A 20,099-nucleotide genomic window follows, 5' to 3' on the forward strand; every position below is an offset into this window, starting at 1 on the left:
ATTACATTGTTTTTAAATACCATACTGTAGAGTATGCATTTTTTCTGGCTTTGATCCATTAAGCTAAGCTGAATAAAAAAAGATGATGCGTGATCACATCATGAACTTCTTAGGGAAACCAATTCCAGTTATTTGGATCACTGTTTCAAGAGGATCATGTTTCCAGTCCTCTGGTGAAAAGGTCTTTTGGGTCATCCTGACCTCAACGTTGTCTTTGCTCACACCGCATTCACCCATATAATCTATAACAAATTCTTTCCCATGCATACTTGCATATTCAACTGCTTCACGATATCCATCAAAAGTATTCCTCCCCATTGGAGAAAATACAAGATATCCCTCGCTGGGATCTGCAACTGTGATCGGCCTTACAATTATCTCTACTCTTTTAATGCCCTTACCAAAAAGAGCACCTGCAGCATTTCCAACTTCTGCATGTTCAGGAATGATGATATCAGCATCAATAATAGCACCCATAATATCCTTATATGCAGAAACAGGCCCTCCAAGAAGAACAACAGGAATATCTACTTTGAATCTGGAATCAAACTGTCCTTCAACTATTTTTTTGATCCCTTTCCGGTCAATTCCTGGCAGCACAAATGACATCAGATCAAAGGCCATATTCCTGGCTACAATATCCTTTACCTTATGACAAAGTTCATAGCTGGTCATCTTACTAAGCCGTCCAAGCTTCTCAGCGCCTACTTTTGATGCCTCGCAATCCCATTGGTCATATTCCCCGAGAACATGCAGAGCATCAGTTGGTGTAAAACCAATAGCTTGCACGAGTCTTTTCTGAATTAACGAATCAATGATTATCGTAGAAGGATATCTTTTGGACAATATAGAGATCTCATCAAGACTCATCGGCTCATAACCGATCACACTCAGAACCTCGGTTTCTGAATCATCCAGACCAACTGGTTTAAAACCGGAACGCATGAAGAATTTAGTTGGTTGTACATTCCTGTCGAGAACACTCCTCAGAGGTATAGGGCTTTTCTTTAGTTTATTTAGAAAAGAAGGATATTTTGAAGAAGCAAGGCAAAGTGGAACAACTCTCCTTGGACCAACATATACGTTTGAAGACCGTGTCCAGACATGACTGTCGCCACCCATGGCAGATGTTTCCATCCTTGTTGCGCGGACTCTGGTCTTCCAGCCACCTACCACTGCACCTGTATCTGATAATTCAGGAATACCATCACGGATCACCGAGACATCAGTACTTGTACCACCAACATCGACCACCGCACAAGTATCCATCCCCGAAAGGAAAGAAGCGCCAACTAGACTGGCTGCAGGACCCGAGAATATAGTTTCAACAGGCTTATCCAGCGCATCCTTCAAACCAACAACAGTACCATCACATTTAAGCATCAATAATCTTGCATCGATATTCTTTCTTTTGATCTCATCCATAACAGAGCGGATGAACTTATGGGATATAGGGATCAGTTGAGCATTCAAAGCTGCAGTAACAGCTCTTTCATATGCACCAAGATCCTGGGAAAGTTCATGCCCGCAAACAACCGGCATTCCTGTCATCTCATGTATAAGTTCAGTAATAGCAAGTTCATGCTCAGGATTTCGAATACTGAAAAATGAAGAAACTGCAAAAGCAGCAACATCATCCTTTATCTTTTCAACAAAGTTCTTCACAAGTTCCATATCAGGTTTTTCAAGTTCGTCACCATTGAAATCATGCCCACCGGATGTAGAAAGAACATGCTTTGCTGGAAAATCGCCCTTAACAGGATGTTCACCCATAAGGATCAGAGCTACCGGACACCCGGTACCCTCAAGAACAGTATTTGTTGCAAGTGTTGTTGAAACCGATACAAGATTTATCTTTTCAAGATCATCCGTATCGAGTCCCTCTATTGCATTCCTTATACCACCTACCAGATCAGGATATGTTGTGAGTGCCTTACTTGAACTCACCACAGAACCATCTGAATCTTTCACAAGAATAGCATCTGTATACGTACCGCCGGCATCAATTCCCAGACTATAATGCATAATATACCTCCTATTTTACAATGCAAAATGAACAAAGTAAATTTGAAAAAACGAATGAATGCTGCGAATTAGCTTCGCTAAATAAAATATGGAGTCTGGCAATATTTAAAATTTATGTTAACAGTGAGAACTGACGACAAAGAATAGAAACAAAACAAATTTAATTTGAACTAAGATGGAATCAAAAAAAGAATGTGACATAACCATAGCTAGCTATGGCATGTCTGTGTGAAAGATTTATGCGTAGTACTCGTCTCTTGCTTCGACCATTGCCTTAAGGTTTGCAACTGGGGTGTCAGGTGCAATTCCACAGCCTGGTGCAAGGACATCGATTCCGTCGTCGAGAGCCTTTGTTGCTGCTTCCTTAACAGCTGCTTCGTCTGCTGCAAGAAGTACGAAAGGACTGGATACGTTACCGCAGATGGTTACCTTACCAGCTACCTTTGCCTTTGCGCCCTTGAGGTCCTTTACTTTCTCTTCGATACTGATAGATTCGAAGTGGCAGTCTGCCATCATTTCAAGGATCGGGGATACGTCACCACAAACGTGGAGGATCATTGGGCCCTTTACACCATCAGCGAACTTCTGGAGGCATGGCTTGAGCATCTTGTCGAAGGTGTCAGGAGCCATGAGGTCAGGGGATGATACTGGGTCTGGTACACTGATTACGTCTACTCCTGCATCGAAGAGTGCGTTTGCGTACTCGATACATGCATCACATGCGAAGTCGAGGATTGTGTTGAAGTCTTCTGGCTTCTTGATTGACCATTTCATGAACTTCTTTACACTTGCAAGGTCGGATGCGAGGGTTACAGGACCTTCCATACCTGCGATGATAGGTACGTCGTCTCCTACTTTCTCTCTGATGATCTTCATGCATTCCATTACAGCAGGGATCCTGCCGATGCTAAGGAGATCCTCTGGCATAGCAAGGTCGTCAACGCCCTTTGGATATGGGTGGTCGGTGACTGATGGCTGTCTGTTCTTTGTACCCATGTTGACTTCACAGCCCATTGCTTCTGCAAGTACTGTGAGACAGTATGGAGCTCTTACACCCTCAAGACCACATACTTCGTATGATGCGACTGCAAGGTCTGCCATCATCTGTGGGTTGCTGTGTGCCTCTGGCCATGATGCACCAGTCTGGTCCATAAGCTCAACAATAGCGGACTGTGTTACTGTACAAACAGGTACTTTGTCGACTTCTTCACCTTTTAATGCTTTGAGTAATCTTTCTTTCATGTTCATAATGAATCCTTCTCTGTTGAGTAGATTTTAGTCACCTTGATTTGCGTAACATCAGATATAAAACTATTGGATTAAAGCAGAGTGATGCAGAAAATGAAAGAAAATCACAATTAATAACCATTAACAAATATGCAAAACACTATAAATGATCTCACATAGAACATAAATATAAATAAAAGTACAAATGAACAGGAACAAAAATATAGAGTTAACTGGTATTTTTATGCCAGTTACTTCTTTTCATCACTCCATATAGCAATTATCTTGTCAATTGCGATATGTGTATACATATCATTGTCCTTAATGGTCAGGACCCCGTCAGCACATGCTTCCACAACCCCGTAGAACCTGTCAGGTCCACCACAGTAGATATCGATCTTCTTTTGCAGATAGTGTTCAACTATAAAAGATTGCATTCTTAGCCTCCCGGTTCAAGATCAAAGACCTTTTCCCAATATTAAATCTGTGCTATATTTATATTAAGATTATCTATCCGATGAGCCTTAGAGATAAAAGCAGATCAACTCCAGAATCTCTTGTTCTTGGCATAGTTCCTTTCAGCGACCAGAATATCACGATAGAAAGCTTCCTCATCATGTCGCATCTTCTGTATCACACGGGTTGCCATCTCAGGACCAACTCCCCTGCTTGCAAGCGCTACCACTGCCATTTTCCCATGGGTCATCACAATATTCGCATTCCTATAGACCCTGCGGATACGTTTGATCTCCTCCTTTGCAGTGATCTTATCCTGTTTCCTCACAAGCTTTATCTCCTCCTCTTCCCATGGCTTCAAAGCAGCCACAAGACCGGAATCACATACCGGACAGATTATCTCGTCAGGAACGTTCTTAACTTTCCTTCTTGACGTCCATTTCTTGCAATGCACACAAAAGAGGATCACATTATCATTCATGATACGTTCCTTAAGTGCCATAACGATCGACCTGTCAGCCTTCTCCGGAGCCACAAGATCACGCTTCATGGAAAAACCGGACCTGCCTATGGGCGTAGATCCACTAACAACAACACGGATCTCACCTGCGGCTATCCTTGAAAGAATATCTGTTACCCTCCTGACATCCAGCATATCGTGGAAGATCTCCCTGATGACCTCATCATACATGGCAGTATCACGATATATCTCAAGGAGTTTCTTCATGCTTATCCTGTCATAATCAAGATCCTTGCTCAGAGCACCGAACTTCCTGGCAACATGTACCATCTTCCACTTCATAAGTGAAGTGTTCTTCAATGTCATCTCGATGATAGGTTCAATATGTTCCGGCTGAATATCCTGCAACAGGGTTTCGATCTCCTTCGCCTTTATCCTTCGTGGAAGGGTCATGCGGATCCTGTATGGATCGATCTCCTGTGCAACACTGCTCCCATACCTTGCAGCAAGTAGCGACGTAAGGACCTTCCCCAGAGTCTCATTTGCATTGTGTCCAACGCATGTGTTTATCAGAACGGCATCCCCATCATTCTCTATAACGAACATATGCTGGTCAGGAAGCGGATGCCCACCTTCCACATGTTCCCTAAGAATAGAAAGCAGATCCAAAAGACTCTCATGGTCGATCGGATAAATGGAACATATCTCTTTTGCGATATGATCATCATCTTTTTCCTCATGGATCATACCTGCGATCAGTGAACGGATGTTCGCAACTTCCTGAGCAACCTCGAATGGAACAGGGATCTCCTCGCCGACCCAGCTTGGGATCTCACCCATCCCCCTTACAGGTTCCACTTTTATCCTGTTGCGATCGCCCACCATCTCAATGACCCTCCACATATCACCCTTGGTAATGAACACAGCACCCGGTGTTGCAAAATTGATGACGAAAGCCTCGTCCAGAACACCAACGGTCCTTCCGGTGACTATATCGAATATCTCATACTTCTTCTCATCCGGGATCATGGAAAGATTATCGTAATAATATTGCCAGCTCTTCCTTCTGCGACTGATATTATCGGAACCTTCTTCCTGCCAGACCATTCTGTAATCCTTGATCTGATCGATGACCTTCCTGAGAACCTCGATCCGGAGGTTCCTGAACGGATAGGCACGTTTGAGGATACTGTATATCTTCTCTATCCCAATATCCCCGAAATCAAGCACTATCCCCGCAAGTTGATTGGCAACAACATCAAGAGAGTTCATATGAGGAGAAATGGATTCAACCTTGCCTGCCATGGCCAGTTTACATATCGCCATGCTCTCTGCCACATCATCGGCATCCATGGCAATGATAGTCCCCCTTGACACCTCATGTATCCGATGTCCTGCACGTCCAACACGCTGCAATAATCTTGAGACCTGCCTGGGGGAACCGTACTGTACCACATGGTCCACATTACCTATATCGATACCAAGCTCCATGGAGGACGTACATATCAGACCTCTGAGATCACCATTCTTGAAAGATTCCTCTGCTTCTATACGGGAATCGACCGAAAGGGAACCATGGTGAACTCCAACAGGAAGTTCCAGCATATTGAATCCGGCAGCAAGCGCTTCTGCACTTTGTCTTGTGTTCACGAAAACTAGCGTGGAAACATTATCCATTACAATATCCCTGACGCATCGGATGTGTGCTGCAAAATTGATATCACATGCCAGTTTTTTTGAAATGGTCATGTCCTCATCTGTGACCTGTGGACAGACAACACTGAAATCAAGAAGTTTCAGCAGAGAAACCGACACTATGGAAACATCCCTCTCTGCACCTGCAAGGAACTTTGCCACCACTTCAGGATTTCCCACCGTGGCTGAAAGACCAATCCTCTGGAACTCACCAGATAGTTCTACAAGTCTTTCAAGACCAACAGTGAGCTGAGTTCCCCTCTTTGAGGAGGCCATCTCGTGGATCTCATCAACTACCACATGTGTCACATAGCTCAGGTTCTTACGCAAACGTGAACCGGTGAACATAGCCTGTAATGTCTCAGGTGTCGTTATCAGGAAATCAGGCGGTTTGCGTGATTGTTTCTGTCTTTCATACTGGGAAGTATCACCGTGTCTCACCTGCACAGTGATGCCGAGTTCCTTTCCCCACCACTGGATACGGGATAGCATATCACGATTCAGCGCCCTTAACGGAGTGATGTAGAGAGCGGAGATACCAACTCTCTGCTCCGTGGTCTTTGCAAGGATAGCATGAAATATCGGAAGGACCGCAGATTCGGTCTTACCGGAACCAGTTGGAGCGATTAGGAATGTGTGGTCACCTTTCATGATATATGGGAAGACCTTTTCCTGAGGTTCCGTTGGAGCATTGAAGCCCTGCTTCTCAAGAGCATCCTGGATCGCCGGGTTGAATGAATCGAACACGTTTCCAAAACTCATTTTTTAGCTCCCTTTCGTTTTCTTCTGGGACGTACTTTACTCTCTTCCAGTTTCCTTATGTTCTTGAGCTTACCAAGCTGGGTCCCATCCAGCAGATAGGCCTGAGCATTATCAATATCAACACCTTTTGATGAGAACAGGGGACCAAGAAGGTCATCGTGCATGGATTCGTTGAAGGCAACGCCACCACAAAGCTCATTGAAAGATGGAACGACGATAAGTTCCGGGTCGTTCCAGTTATCATTATCCTCACCCAGTTCGAGACTTGTAAAATGGCCCTGAAGTACTGAAAGGTTCAGACGTGTCCTGATCCAGCTCTGCTCCACAGTTGCATATCCCAATGAATCAGTAAGACGGATAGTAGGGTGATTATGTGCAGTTATAATGTAATCAGCAGCCAGCAGTTTTGGATCTGGCCATGTGTGTCCGTGGAAATATCCCACATCCTCAATAACAGAACCACGCACAGGATGAACATTTATGTCCTTCCCTTCCGGTAGCAGATATTCTATACCGCCGTCATGGTTGCCAGGAAAGATATCCACTATTGCATGGTCTGAGAGCTCAGAAAGGAAATACGGGATCTCATCCCTTTCCTGCCAGGATATCTGTGGTACATTATGTTTCACATCCCCGAGCAGGATCACTCTGTCAGGTGAGACCTTTTCGATGTAAGCAAGTACTCTCTCAAGACCAAATTTCATACGGCTTGGAATGGAGAATCCACTTCTGTAGAGATCCCACTCTATACCCAGATGCACATCCGCGATCACAAGTGCCTTCGTCTCGTTGCTTACCACGAGTGCAGGTTCATCAATTATGGGATCGATCTCTATTGTCATTGTCACGGAGAGTTAGCTATTGTCATGATGCTTATCTTTAGCCTCATTCCTGTCCATACGGTCTATCTTCTCGGAAAGCTCAAGAACGACATGTTTCAGTTCAGTAATATCACTTTCTAGATCCAATACCTTGTTGAAAAGTGGACTTCTGTTATCCTTTATGGCCTGTTCCTGTGAAAAGCGCTGTTTGCTTGGGAACACATAGACATAGGTCAGCCACATGCCTATGAATGCTGCAATGAACAATGCTGCCAGGAAGAAGAGATAATGGGGAAAGAGCGTCCTCATGAAACTGTCACCTGAACTGTAATACTGCAATCTGGTAATCATCAGGAAGTTCAGCAGGGAGAATAAGAACATGGTCTCTCCTACAATTATCAGCAACCCACCTACCTTTGTGGACATTTTCCGTTGCTTTGGAACGATCCTGTCGATAATGGAACTCATCAAGGAAATATTGGACCCATGTGATATTTATATTTGTAGTGTTGTGAGGACATTCAAAAATTCGTTATTTTTGCAAAACGACATCACCTGAAAGAGTAGGTCCGGCATTCATGTTCTCTATTTTAACAGGAGCAATAAGGCTGTTCATCATAAATTTGACAAGGGACATGAAAGGCTCTTGTAATTATAAGCCAAGCATCTTTGATCGAGTTTACCCCCATTAAAACAGGACATATGAGCTTTAAAATTAAAAATAGGCCATAATAAGCACTTATTCTATTGATTTTAGATTCAAATCAGCATATAAACTGATATTTCAGATAATGTAAGTTATTTTTTAAAATAAAAAGTTAATATCAATTTTATTTAGTTCTAAAGTAGTTATATCCAATTATTATTTTAAAAAATGGCTCTGAACTATTTATTTTGAGCAAAACAGATTTATTCTCAGTATTTAGTTATATACATCTTTCAGAGTTGTCTGAATTGGCTTAAAGCTGGTGAAAATAACGTCTATAATAAATAGCGCTGCTGTGAAAAAAGCAATTCGATATAGCGTGGTTCAGAACATCCTGAAACACTATCAATGCCCTGATACTTGTGGAGCACATTGTTGTAGTAAAGGACAGATACACATGTTCGAGGATGAGGTCGAGGTCCTGACCATACAAGATGCGGAAAAAGCCAGAAACATTACAAATGAAGGTTTATCTGCAGGCCTTTACCTGATGAATGCACCTTGTTCTTTCCTCAATATGACCGGCAGATGCGAAGTGTACGATAGAAGGCCTACTGTTTGTGGTATGTATCCCTTTAAAGTAAATACATCCGGCAATTCTGTTGGACTGCAGCCCTGCCCAATTGGTTTTTTGATAATCCAGGATTTTGCTGAGTGGATCGTTACATCCTTTTCAAGATCAGATGTATCAGATGAAGAAAAGGCCAGGATAAAAGAAGAATGGAAAAAAAATGTCGATGCATATGCAGCAGAACTTGTTGACTTCCATTCCAAACAGACACTTAACGAGATGCAGATACCTTTTGATGAACTGGAGATGCTTTCAATGTTCCTGTCTTCAGGTTCGAACGTATCTACTTTGAAAAGAGAGACACACTGACCCTGAACTTTTAATTTTATTATAGATCAAAGATCTCCTGTAGAATTTTATCTCGTCAACTGTAAACTCTGCTATATTGAGATATGAGATCCCAATAGAATAAAGTATGAGCTACTTAGTGTAAATACAGATGCTGATATGACTTTTGTACGCCTTTGTTCGCCTCAACCCGAAAATATGAGAATCTATTTATAGAGAAAAAATAGAATATAGAGTGGTCTGGGGTGGCATAATAAGTATTAATTGAGCTTAGACAGTTCACTTTGAATTTCGATTTTTAAAATATGCTCAATTAACAAAATGGAGGAGTGGAACAAAATGAGTGGAAAGATATCATCCCTGATAAGTGCATCTGGGAAATGGTCGCTGATGAACTATCAGCCTGACAGCTTAGCCAGAACTTACACTCAAAAGTACGACATTTTTCTAATGACCCTTAAGTCTCCAATTGCCACAATGGTCAACCAATATAGATTCAAACGATATAAGGAGAAAACAATATGAATGAAGATAGCAAGAACCCGACAACTGGATCGATAGCTCGCGGTGGCACATCAAGCCGGGACTGGTGGCCGGATCAGTTGAACCTTAACATTCTGCATCAGCATTCTTCCAAGTCCGATCCGATGGGTGAAGAGTTCAATTACGCTGAGGAATTCAAAAAGCTCGATCTACAGGCCGTGAAGAAAGACCTCTATGATCTGATGACAAACTCACAGGACTGGTGGCCAGCAGACTACGGCCATTACGGAGGACTCCTGATCCGAATGGCATGGCACAGCGCAGGTACTTACCGTATGGGTGATGGCCGTGGTGGAGGAGGTTCCGGGAACCAGCGCTTTGCACCTCTTAATAGCTGGCCTGATAATGTGAATCTCGACAAGGCACGCCGTTTGCTCTGGCCGGTCAAGCAAAAGTATGGCAAGAAGATATCCTGGGCCGACCTCATGATACTGGCCGGTAACTGTGCTTTAGAATCTATGGGATTCAAGACATTTGGTTTTGGTGGCGGACGTGAGGATATATGGGAACCTGAAGAAGACGTTTACTGGGGCTCGGAAGAGGAATGGCTGGCTACCAGTGATATGCCAAAGAGCCGTTACAGTGGTGAACGTGACCTGGAGAATCCTCTGGCAGCCGTGCAAATGGGACTTATCTATGTGAATCCTGAAGGTCCGGACGGAAACCCTGATCCGGTAGCCTCCGGCAAGGATGTTAGAGAAACCTTCGGACGTATGGCTATGAACGATGAAGAGACCGTGGCACTTGTAGCCGGCGGACACACGTTCGGTAAATGCCATGGAGCAGGAGATGCTGCACTGGTAGGTCCTGAGCCTGAAGCTGCTCCGATCGAAGAGCAAGGTCTGGGCTGGAAGTGCAGCCATGGTATTGGCAAAGCCGGTGATACGATATCAAGCGGTATTGAAGGAGCATGGAAGCCAAACCCTACGAAATGGGACATGGGCTATCTGAAGGTTCTGTTAAAATACGATTATGAGCTGGTCAAAAGTCCGGCAGGTGCGAACCAGTGGCTGGCTATGGATGTAGAAGAAGAGGATATGATCGTCGATGCTCACGACCCTTCCAAAATGCACCGACCTATGATGACCACTGCGGACCTGTCGTTGAAGTTCGATCCGATCTACAAGCCAATTGCACAACATTACCTGGAAAATCCTGATGAATTTGCGGATGCTTTCGCACGTGCATGGTTCAAGCTGACCCACCGTGATATGGGACCACGCTCCCGCTATCTCGGCCCGGAGGTCCCAAAAGAGGAGCTTATCTGGCAGGATCCGGTTCCTGAAGTGGACCATGAGCTGATCGATGCAAAGGATATTGCAGACCTCAAGAGCAAGATACTTGGCCTGGGATTGTCCGTCTCACAACTTGTTTCTACTGCATGGGCATCAGCATCCACTTTCCGTGGTTCCGACAAACGTGGAGGTGCTAACGGAGCACGCATTCGTCTTGCACCACAAAAGGACTGGGAGGTTAACCAGCCTGAACAACTTGCAACTGTGCTTGGGAAACTTGAAGGTATCCAGAAAGAGTTCAACAGCGCCCAGTCTGGCGGGAAGAAGGTCTCCCTTGCCGACCTGATAGTCCTTGGTGGATGTGCAGGTGTCGAGCAAGCGGCAAAGAATGCCGGATATGATGTGACAGTTCCATTCTCACCAGGACGCATGGATGCATCTGCTGAGCAGACCGATGTTGTGTCATTCGGTGTACTTGAACCAAAGGCAGATGGATTCCGTAACTACCTGAAGGCAAAATACGCTGTATCGGCAGAGAAACTGCTTCTGGACCGGGCACAACTCCTGACACTGACAGCTCCTGAGATGACGGTGCTCATGGGTGGTATGCGTGTCCTGAATACTAATGTCGGACAGTCTCAGCATGGCGTTCTCACAAAGAACCCGGAGGCACTCACCAATGACTTCTTCGTGAACCTGCTGGACATGAGAACTGAATGGAAAGCAAGTTCTGACGATGCCTTCGAAGGCTATGACCGTGCAAGCGGAGAACTCAAGTGGACAGGTACCCGTGTTGACCTGATCTTCGGTTCGAACTCACAGCTCAGAGCCATAGCCGAGGTCTACGCATGCGAGGACTCCCAGGAGAAGTTCCTGAACGACTTCGTCGCTGCATGGAACAAGGTAATGAACCTTGACCGCTTCGACCTGGCCTGAATAGATCGTGGCATAAAAGCTTCGTGGGGTTCTGTAGTATGATCAGACTCCCACGGAGTTTATTACTATATTTGAGTATGGCGTTTCAATAGGGTGTGGGACGCCGTCTTTTTCTTAGTGTGATTTTCAGGAAGCAGTCGGTAATGTGAAGAAAAATGCGAAGGTTGATACGCCTTTTACGCTTAATGCACATAATAAAGAACGGTTGGATAAATGGGAGAAACTTGTTGCAAATGGTTGATTTTGGTGGCATTTAAGAGTGTCTTTTTGTCGGTTTCTATGGAAGTTCAGAAGACAAACACAAAAAACAAAACGATAGACTTCAGAGACAATAAAAATAATATATGAAAGCAATGACGATGGTATTTCTGTTGTTCACTACTATCTCTATCAAAGGGTTTCAGTTTTGCAAATTATCTACAATAACATGGTCCTTAATTTCACCAAGAAACTTGCTTTCCGAATCGATTTGGCTGTAAATTATTAGATTTTCCATTGCTCTGGTTATTGCCACATAGAAAAGTCTTCTTTCCTCTTCCTCTGTATCTTTTTTTCTTCCTTTGGTAGCAAGCTCGAAAATATCAGGATTTTCTTTTTTACAGGGAAAACCATATAGTCCATCTACAACGTTGAGCAAAAACACAACTCTTGCTTGCAAGCCTTTACTTGCATGAACAGACATAAAACGAATTTTATTCCATGATCGTTTTTCAAAGGAAATAGGCACGTTACAGACAACAGCATAATCACGTAGCTTGTTTTTCAATATGGGACTATTGGCTATCCTTGAAAGAATTATGATATCCTGTGGATTATATCCTTTTTGCAAGTAACTGTTTATGGTACTTATACAATGCTGAGCAACTTGTGTATAGTAGTTATTCACGAATCTGGTATTGTGAATTGAAATGTATACTCTTATAGGCTCCAGAGTATTATTGTGGGCTAATGCATTCTTTTCAATCTGAACATCTCCATTGTGCTTGATTATTTCTGCCCCGGTGTCCACTATTGATTTGCAGCTTCTGTAGTTCACAGTAAGATGTGTAATAGTAGGATGATCAAAGTATTGATCGAACCGTACAAAAAAATCTAGGTTCGAACCGGAGAAGCCCATTATACTCTGCCAGTCATCACCTACACAAAACAGTTTGCAACCAGTATTTTTATCCATCAATGATTTAATGAGTTCATATCTTTGCTGACTGATATCTTGATATTCATCAACAAGAATATGGTCAAAATAATTCTTATATAGTTCTTCTTTTTGCTTGAGATTTCTGACTGCAAGGTTTATCATATCAGAGAAATCAATTTTGTTTTCAGACCGCAGTCTGTTCTCATAACTAGAGTAAATGATAAGAGCTATATTAGCAAATTCGATTTGTTTCAAAGACCAGGATTCATTTTTAATTCTTTGTTCTATTGCTTCTGGAGTTAAATTGTATGTTTTAGATATATTTATGAAGTTACCAATATTCTTAGGAAGGTCTCTTACAGAAACTACACATTCTTTCCATACTCGATTCACAAGTTTTTCATATGTAACTTGTGTAAACTCAAAATCTTTTCCAGGATTTTTTTTCTTTAATGCAATTAACATCCTGTCTTTCAAAATTTCAATGAAGTTATTTTGTTTAAAGTCTTTATGGGTGGTTTCTACAAGTAAATATTTGTCTTGCTCTGCAAATTTCTTCTTTTTTTGTTCCATACTATTTTTGTAGACTTCAGTAGGATTCTTTCCTTTAAACCATTCAGGAACCGTTCCATACTTATCTAGAGCCCAATGTTCAATATATATATCATAATCCGGAAAGAAAAAATCAGGTTGTGGAACGTGAGTGTCACCGTCTTCTTTCTTATACAGCATCCATTCTGCAGGACTTTCATAAAGAACTTTTACTCTTCTTCCATTCAAATCATGGGTTACAAAAAAGTTGAGTATCTCTCTTTCAGCTTCACTTTTAACTTTGGTACCATCTAAGGCAGTATAAGTTAAATTTCGCATATACTCATAGTACGTCTCTTTATCCTCGAAATCAGTTTTTGACTTGCGTATTTCACTGTCTCCATACGCTTTCATGTAGTTAATGATATCATTTTGAAACTTGTTATCATTTATTTTTTCATTATACACTGAAAGAACAAGTCGTTTTTGTTCAGTCTCATCAGCAATCTGAAGAGAATCTATATCTGAATTCCTGTTTGCTTCCTTCAAAATCTCTAAACCTAGTGAGTGAAATGTTTTAATCTTGACATCAAAACCAAATCTTGAGTCAAGCCTCTCATGCACTTCCTTGGCAGCTTTATTCTGAAAAGCAAGAACAAGAATCCTTTTTGAGTTTATAGTATCTGGTTTACGTTCAATTAGGTATGCTGCCCTTGTAATCAAAACTTCTGTTTTTCCTGATCCGGCTCCCGCAACGACTAAGTTATGGGTATCATCTGTAACAACTGCAACTTTTTGAGATGTGTCTAGTGGGAAAGGTGATTTCTTGAACAAGTAGTCATACTCTAATATTCTTTTTTCAACAAAAGCAGTATTGTCATATGTTTGAAAATTATTTTTCAGTTCTGTGACTATGTAAATTGATTTACTAATGAAATTGGTAAAGTCATTTGAGAATAGTGCTTTATTTTTGTTAATAAATTGGAGTTCTTCCAGACATAGATTGCATTTCTCGATAGTTGAGAATCTTTTATGGTAAGTAAAATAAGTGTCATTTATATTATTGTAGATATCAGCTAGTTCTGTGATTAGAGCTTTATTCTCTTTTTCAACTTCATGAATTAAAGTTTCTTTCAATTTCAATAAGTCATTCTTTTTTTGTTTTGCCCTTTTAACTAAAAATATACCGATAATTAAAGGGATTAATATGATACCTACAAGTATCAGATGATTCTGCTGTTTAATCTCTGATATTAAAGATTTGAGATGCTTTGTTTTTTTGTATGACATTATACTTTCCAAAAAAAGATTATTAGAAGTAGTAACTTATAACTTTCAAACGATGTAACTATTTTCCCATATTTCTCACTAAATGTATACTCTTCAACCATTAAACAACATTAAAAAACTTGACAGCAAAATCACAGAATTTTATTATTACATCTTTATCCAATTCAAATTCTTTTCTATTACCTAAATAGTTCCTCGAATTTGGATTGATTTCTTTGCCTTCTTTTAGTTCTTTGTACGTAATACATTTAATATGCTTTTTAGATACAAGTATGAAATAACAGTTCTCATAAGGATAATCTTCACCGCCTATATCTTTAAATGTAAGCGTTTCATCTTTTCTAAACTTCACTTCAATAAAATAAACATCACCTGTTTTTGGGCTTTGAATAACAAAATCCGGCATTTTTCTGATGTTGTCCGCAACATCACCACGCACACCCTTTAGAAGATTCATGACTCCTGGTATTGTGTTTTCCATTCCATATCTAAAAACAGAGTATTTTAATTGTAAAAATAATTCTTCAATTAATGTTTCGGCAATTCGTCCTTTAATCATACTTTCAACAAAATTAGCATTTTTACTTGAAAGTCCATTGGAATTATTTTTTGATGAGGTTGTTTCTGCTTCAACTTTTTTTATTTGGAAAACTTCTGTTGAATCGGAGTTACTTTTTTGGTGTATTCTGCATAAAGAACGATTATATTTTTTCATTGAAAATTTATATTCGGCAGCAGTAATCTTTTCTTTACAATTTGAACAGAAATAATCCATAATATCAACGCCAAAAGTTATAAAGTGCGTAAATATTTTAAAAGTTTCCACCTGATTTTTACTACAAGTAAAATTCAAGCTATATACATCCGAAATTTTTGAACATATAAACATCAGGATACGTATTACCCATATCTATTCTAAAAGGGTGAATTCAACCCTGACAACACATCCCATAATAACCTTAAAGAATAACCTTCGCATTAACTCTGCTTATATTAACGAGGCTTTCAAATGGAACATTGTCATTCACATGGAGAGAAACTCCAGAATCCTATAAAACAGGCAAAGATAACAGAGAATATGAGCGTTGACGAGCTCGTGTGTGCCATCGATGGCTGTGCATTTGGTGCAGGCAAACTGGCAGATGCAGTTGACATCTACACCGAGATGCTTGCGAATGGTTCTACCAGCTTTTTCGGACTTGCAGGTGCAATGGTGCCGGCAGGAATGCGTCAGATAGTCACCGACCTGATCTATGACGGTTACATCGATGTACTTGTCACAACCGGAGCCAACATGGTTCACGAGATAGTAGAATCAATGGGACTGCATCACTACAAAGGATGTGCAGATTGTGATGACATCGAACTGAAACACGATGAGATAAACAGGATATACGATGTCTATCTTCCTGAACCTTACTTTGTTGACTTCGAGGAGAAGCTCAAGGCAATACTCTCCGATGTAGGTACAGAGACCATCTCCATCAGGGAATTCATGACACACCTTGGGAACAACATCGATGACAAGGACTCCATCCTCAGAGCAGCAGCAGATATGAACGTACCTGTCTACTGTCCTGCGATACAGGATTCCATGATAGGACTTCAGGCATGGCTCTACAAGCAGAACAATGCACTCAACGTCGATGCATTCTCAGACATGAAAGAGATCATCGATATCTGCTACGAGGCAAAGGACCCGGGAGCAGTACTTATCGGCGGCGGTGTCCCGAAGAACTACATATTCCAGTCCATGCTTATCACACACCAGGAATTCGAGTACGCGATCCAGCTTACAATGGACACCCCGGAAACAGGCGGACTCAGCGGTGCAACACTTGATGAAGCACGTTCATGGGGTAAGGTCAGCGAAACAGCACGCTCTGTGACAGTCCACTCTGATGCCACCATCACACTTCCAATAATGGTCGCAGCAGCAAGGAGCAGACTTGCCAACAAGTAAATGGGTCTTGATATCGCAAATATAGACAAGGAGAATTCACATGGAAAGGAAGACAGGACTCATACTCGCACTTGATGTTACAGACAGAGAAGAAGCTGTAAAAATATCCGAAAAGGTTGCAGGATACGTGGATGCCATCAAGATCGGCTATCCATTGGTACTTTCAACAGGAATGGATATGATAAGCAAGCTCTCAGAATATGCACCTATAATTGCAGATTTCAAGGTAGCTGACATACCTAACACCAACCGCCTTATCTGTGAACAGGTCTTCAAAGCAGGTGCTGATGCTGTTATCGTCCAGGGATTCACCGGACACGACAGTCTTGAAGCAGCTGTGAAACTGGCAAAGGAGCAGAACAAGGACATCTACGTAGTTACAGAGATGAGCCACCCCGGTGCTCTTGATTTCATGCAGGATGTCGGAGAAGGTATCGCAAAGATGGCAGCCGATGCAAAAGCATCAGGTGTCGTTGCACCAGCAACACGTCCTGAAAGGGTCACAGAGATCAGGAAGATAATAGGTAGCGAACTCTCCATAATATCACCTGGTGTCGGTGCACAGGGAGGCACTGCCTCAGACGTGATCAAAGCCGGAGCTGACTGGGTAATTGTCGGAAGAAGTATCTACCAGTCCGAAGATCCAGCAATGGCTGCAAAAAAGCTGGTCGATGAGATGAAGGAATTCATCTGAACTTATCGACACATTATTCAAAATATTAAATTGAGATATAACCTGTGTGCCAATGATGAGAGAACACATCTGATACGTGATGAACCCTATGAGTTCTGAGGCACACAGATATCTGCTAATTTTACCAAGCTATCTCGTTTAACGCATCAGTTCAATATTTGTTTTAAGTATCTGTGAGAATACTTCGTTCTTCTTGAAATCAGACCTTGCTTCCTCAAGACTTCTCTTAAGGTCAGCAACATTGGATTCAAGACTCTGTATGTAGATGGTCTGCTGCTCAAGTTTATTATTAAGCTTCTTTATATCAAGGTCCTGACGATGGATAGTGACATGATTGCCAATTTCCTTGTTCGTCTTCTCGACCATCTCATCAAGTTCTTTTCTCTTCGCTTCCATCTCAGCAAGAGCATTTTCCATCTCAGCTTCGAACTTTGAATTTTCCTCACGCTTTTGACCCAGCTTCTCGGTCTCAGCCCTGATCTCAGCTTTCCTTGCTTCAAGAGCTTTCATATCCTCATGGAAAGCATGCTCCTTTTCCTCGTGAGCCTTGATGTTCTCTTCATGCTTCAACTTGAGTTGTTCACGCTCGGTCTTGAAGTTGGCCTTCATATCCTCAAAGGTCTTCTCGTAGGCTTTTATCTTCTCTTCGTGATCCAGCTTGAGTTTCTCACGTTCAGCCTTGAATTCAATCTTCATATCCTCAAAGGCCTTTACCTTATCCTGGAATGAAAGCTCTTTGTCCTCATGGGACTTCAGACGTTCCTCATAAGTAGCCACTGATCTTTCAAGTTCTGTGGCCTTGTTACTTATCTCAGATAGTTCGGTCTGGATATGACCTTTCATCTTTTCAATAGAAGAGCGTTTTTCAGTAAGAAGTGACTCGTCATCCTCTAACTGGGTCCTGAGTGTTTCAATATCTGCCTTTTTGCGATTAAGCTCTTTTAGCTCAGCATAGAAGCTTTCCTTCAGCACTTCAACAGCTGCGGGACATGTAGCTTCTGCAAGCTCCAGAGATATCTCCTCACCGGAGGCAAGCTTCTCTTCCAGTGACCTGCACTGCTCATCAAGCTCAGCCTTCTTTTTAGAATATTCTTCCAGTTCGGCATCATAGGTGGACCTGAGAGATGTCAGTTCCTCCATTTTAGAACTATATTCAGAGAATTCCTTTTCATGGTCACGACGGGAACTCTCGAATTCCTTCACTTTGGATTCGAATTCAGAACGCCTTTTTTCGAACTCAGCGATCTCGTTCTCAAGACCTTCCTTCTTTTCCTTTGGTATGGCCCTGTCTGCTTTTTCCATTGCAGACTTCAGTATCGAACATTTCTTGTTGAGAGCCTTTTCCTGATCAGAGAACTTGCTTCGCAGATCATCAAGTTCTTTCTGCTTTGCCTCATATTCACTGATCTCAAGCTCATAGCGCTTCCTTATCTCAACAAGCTGAGCTTCTTTCTGAATGAATCCATCAAAATCAAAACCAGTAACAACATTAGCATGGTTTCCAGATGATCGCTGATCCACCTGCACAGGTACTGCTCCCGGAACATAGTTCACCGGAGCCACAGGAGTGGTATCATTACCTGCTTCCTTTTCCATCTCTTCTTTTACAATTGGTTTTCGATAAATATTGGGAGTGAAAACCTTCGCTGTCTTCTCAGCCTTTTTACTTTCATCTGATAAATTCAATGAATTCATATTATCAGCTCCTCATCCTGTTTTCCGGCAACCAGTTGTTTCCAGAATTCGGGTGGCATATTCTTTGCAAGCTCGAGTGCACCTTCGGATATGCCATAAACAGAGTCGATATCAGAGCGAACTTTCCCTCCACCGAGCTCTTTTAGTTCATTCTCGATAAAAGTACCAATATTGGTCAGACCACTGGTACCTCCAAAAATATGAATATTGTTCCTCAGTGACTCACGCATATCCGGATCAACATCGGAGAGGATCCTTGTAATACCAGAAACAATATCAGTAATAACAAATTCGCATGCGATCTCCAACTCATCAGCAATGGATCCCTGAACATTACCATCTTCAAGGGGGACCTCGACAGTACAATTGTCTGAAACTGGACCAAGATGCCCATACTTTTCCTTCCATTCTCTGGCAACTTCTTCCGTCACCTGTGATGCTGGCCATCTTTCCTTGATAAGTTTAACGATCTCACGGTCAATATCCTTTCCTGCACAGGGAATACTAAGATGATCAGTATCCTGTGGGACTTCACTATTGATGATACAGATATCGGTTTTGTCTAAACCCATGTCCACAATGATCGAACCACCAAGAAGACCTTTCTTGTATGCTGCACAAAAGATCTCATCTACAAGCATTGCACCTGAGAATAGCTCCCTTGACAGTTCCATAACCTTCTTTTTGTATTCCTTATCAGAATCAGAAGGCACACCAACTATGGCATATACATTTCTATTCAGGTCAATGCCATTTTCAGCAAGGAGAGCCTCAAGGAATTTTCTTAAAGCCATTACATCCTCTTCGCTTTTAAGACCGCCAGCCAGAGGTTCCCTTATATCGCCATCTTTCAGGTCCAGAGCTTCTCTACCTAAAAGAACCGTTCCTTCAGAACCACCATCTGATCTTGAAAGAGCTACAACACTTCGCTCAGAGAATCTCTTCCCGTCGCTTGTGCAAACTGATGTTTTGAACATTCCTGCATCTATTCCAATATACAGGTGTTCTTCATTGCTGATCTTATCATCCATGTCATCAACTACTATATTATTAAGACCCACAT

14 protein-coding genes are annotated in these 20,099 nt (G+C 42.0%); 4 read left to right on the forward strand and 10 right to left on the reverse strand.

All coding sequences use genetic code 11. The features are described 5' to 3' along the window. Positions 1–93 precede the first annotated feature (93 nt). The 6 genes from BM008_RS08980 to BM008_RS09005 form a co-directional block, all read right to left on the reverse strand. A complete protein-coding gene (locus tag BM008_RS08980) occupies positions 94–2,025 on the reverse strand; it encodes a hydantoinase/oxoprolinase N-terminal domain-containing protein (RefSeq protein ID WP_091936191.1) in 1,932 nt (643 codons plus the stop codon). Positions 2,026–2,262: 237 nt separating this feature from the next. Then, on the reverse strand, positions 2,263–3,273 hold the full coding sequence (gene mtaA, locus BM008_RS08985) for a methylcobamide:CoM methyltransferase MtaA (protein ID WP_091936192.1): 1,011 nt from the start codon (positions 3,271–3,273) through the stop codon (positions 2,263–2,265). A 230-nt stretch (positions 3,274–3,503) separates the two neighbouring features. After that, the gene (locus BM008_RS08990; protein ID WP_091936194.1) at positions 3,504–3,689 is read right to left on the reverse strand and encodes an MM0924 family protein; all 186 of its coding nucleotides are present in this window, start codon (positions 3,687–3,689) and stop codon (positions 3,504–3,506) included. A gap of 104 nt (positions 3,690–3,793) precedes the next feature. Beyond that, the gene (locus BM008_RS08995) at positions 3,794–6,625 is read right to left on the reverse strand and encodes a DEAD/DEAH box helicase (RefSeq protein ID WP_091936196.1); all 2,832 of its coding nucleotides are present in this window, start codon (positions 6,623–6,625) and stop codon (positions 3,794–3,796) included. Beyond that, a complete protein-coding gene (locus BM008_RS09000; protein WP_091936198.1) occupies positions 6,622–7,467 on the reverse strand; it encodes a metallophosphoesterase in 846 nt (281 codons plus the stop codon). The genes BM008_RS08995 and BM008_RS09000 overlap by 4 nt, the downstream gene beginning before the upstream one ends. Before the next feature lie 12 nt (positions 7,468–7,479). Further along, positions 7,480–7,914, reverse strand: coding sequence for a stage II sporulation protein M (locus BM008_RS09005; protein ID WP_245747985.1), 435 nt, complete (start codon positions 7,912–7,914; stop codon positions 7,480–7,482). Between the two features lie 500 nt (positions 7,915–8,414). Here BM008_RS09005 and BM008_RS09010 point away from each other — a divergent pair, with 500 nt between their 5' ends. Then, the gene (locus BM008_RS09010; RefSeq protein ID WP_245747986.1) at positions 8,415–9,032 is read left to right on the forward strand and encodes a YkgJ family cysteine cluster protein; all 618 of its coding nucleotides are present in this window, start codon (positions 8,415–8,417) and stop codon (positions 9,030–9,032) included. A gap of 500 nt (positions 9,033–9,532) precedes the next feature. After that, a complete protein-coding gene (gene katG / locus BM008_RS09020) occupies positions 9,533–11,725 on the forward strand; it encodes a catalase/peroxidase HPI (RefSeq protein WP_091936203.1) in 2,193 nt (730 codons plus the stop codon). Between the two features lie 400 nt (positions 11,726–12,125). Here katG and BM008_RS09025 read toward each other — a convergent pair whose 3' ends face one another. Both BM008_RS09025 and BM008_RS09030 read right to left on the reverse strand, forming a co-directional pair. Beyond that, a complete protein-coding gene (locus BM008_RS09025; RefSeq protein WP_091936205.1) occupies positions 12,126–14,684 on the reverse strand; it encodes a UvrD-helicase domain-containing protein in 2,559 nt (852 codons plus the stop codon). Between the two features lie 100 nt (positions 14,685–14,784). Further along, a complete protein-coding gene (locus tag BM008_RS09030) occupies positions 14,785–15,510 on the reverse strand; it encodes a hypothetical protein (protein WP_245747987.1) in 726 nt (241 codons plus the stop codon). Between the two features lie 183 nt (positions 15,511–15,693). Between BM008_RS09030 and BM008_RS09035 the strand changes: the two genes are divergently transcribed. Both BM008_RS09035 and pyrF read left to right on the forward strand, forming a co-directional pair. After that, a complete protein-coding gene (locus BM008_RS09035) occupies positions 15,694–16,647 on the forward strand; it encodes a deoxyhypusine synthase (RefSeq protein WP_091936207.1) in 954 nt (317 codons plus the stop codon). Positions 16,648–16,687: 40 nt separating this feature from the next. Then, on the forward strand, positions 16,688–17,341 hold the full coding sequence (pyrF, locus tag BM008_RS09040) for an orotidine-5'-phosphate decarboxylase (RefSeq protein ID WP_091936208.1): 654 nt from the start codon (positions 16,688–16,690) through the stop codon (positions 17,339–17,341). 138 nt (positions 17,342–17,479) lie between these two features. On the opposite strand, the gene BM008_RS09045 is transcribed toward pyrF, so the two are convergent. After that, positions 17,480–19,036, reverse strand: coding sequence for a hypothetical protein (locus tag BM008_RS09045; protein ID WP_091936210.1), 1,557 nt, complete (start codon positions 19,034–19,036; stop codon positions 17,480–17,482). Continuing rightward, the gene (locus BM008_RS09050; RefSeq protein WP_143072327.1) at positions 19,033–20,097 is read right to left on the reverse strand and encodes a rod shape-determining protein; all 1,065 of its coding nucleotides are present in this window, start codon (positions 20,095–20,097) and stop codon (positions 19,033–19,035) included. The genes BM008_RS09045 and BM008_RS09050 overlap by 4 nt, the downstream gene beginning before the upstream one ends. Positions 20,098–20,099 lie beyond the last annotated feature (2 nt).

Origin of the sequence: Methanolobus profundi, from assembly GCF_900114835.1 — an archaeon.
Lineage (GTDB): Archaea > Halobacteriota > Methanosarcinia > Methanosarcinales > Methanosarcinaceae > Methanolobus > Methanolobus profundi.

Coding starts and splice junctions, on each gene's coding strand:
- BM008_RS08980 (WP_091936191.1), bottom strand. CDS start 2,025: ATGCATTATAGTCTGGGAATTGATGCCGGCGGTACGTATACAGATGCT.
- mtaA (WP_091936192.1), bottom strand. CDS start 3,273: ATGAACATGAAAGAAAGATTACTCAAAGCATTAAAAGGTGAAGAAGTC.
- BM008_RS08990 (WP_091936194.1), bottom strand. CDS start 3,689: ATGCAATCTTTTATAGTTGAACACTATCTGCAAAAGAAGATCGATATC.
- BM008_RS08995 (WP_091936196.1), bottom strand. CDS start 6,625: ATGAGTTTTGGAAACGTGTTCGATTCATTCAACCCGGCGATCCAGGAT.
- BM008_RS09000 (WP_091936198.1), bottom strand. CDS start 7,467: ATGACAATAGAGATCGATCCCATAATTGATGAACCTGCACTCGTGGTA.
- BM008_RS09005 (WP_245747985.1), bottom strand. CDS start 7,914: ATGAGTTCCATTATCGACAGGATCGTTCCAAAGCAACGGAAAATGTCC.
- katG (WP_091936203.1), top strand. CDS start 9,533: ATGAATGAAGATAGCAAGAACCCGACAACTGGATCGATAGCTCGCGGT.
- BM008_RS09025 (WP_091936205.1), bottom strand. CDS start 14,684: ATGTCATACAAAAAAACAAAGCATCTCAAATCTTTAATATCAGAGATT.
- BM008_RS09035 (WP_091936207.1), top strand. CDS start 15,694: ATGGAACATTGTCATTCACATGGAGAGAAACTCCAGAATCCTATAAAA.
- pyrF (WP_091936208.1), top strand. CDS start 16,688: ATGGAAAGGAAGACAGGACTCATACTCGCACTTGATGTTACAGACAGA.
- BM008_RS09045 (WP_091936210.1), bottom strand. CDS start 19,036: ATGAATTCATTGAATTTATCAGATGAAAGTAAAAAGGCTGAGAAGACA.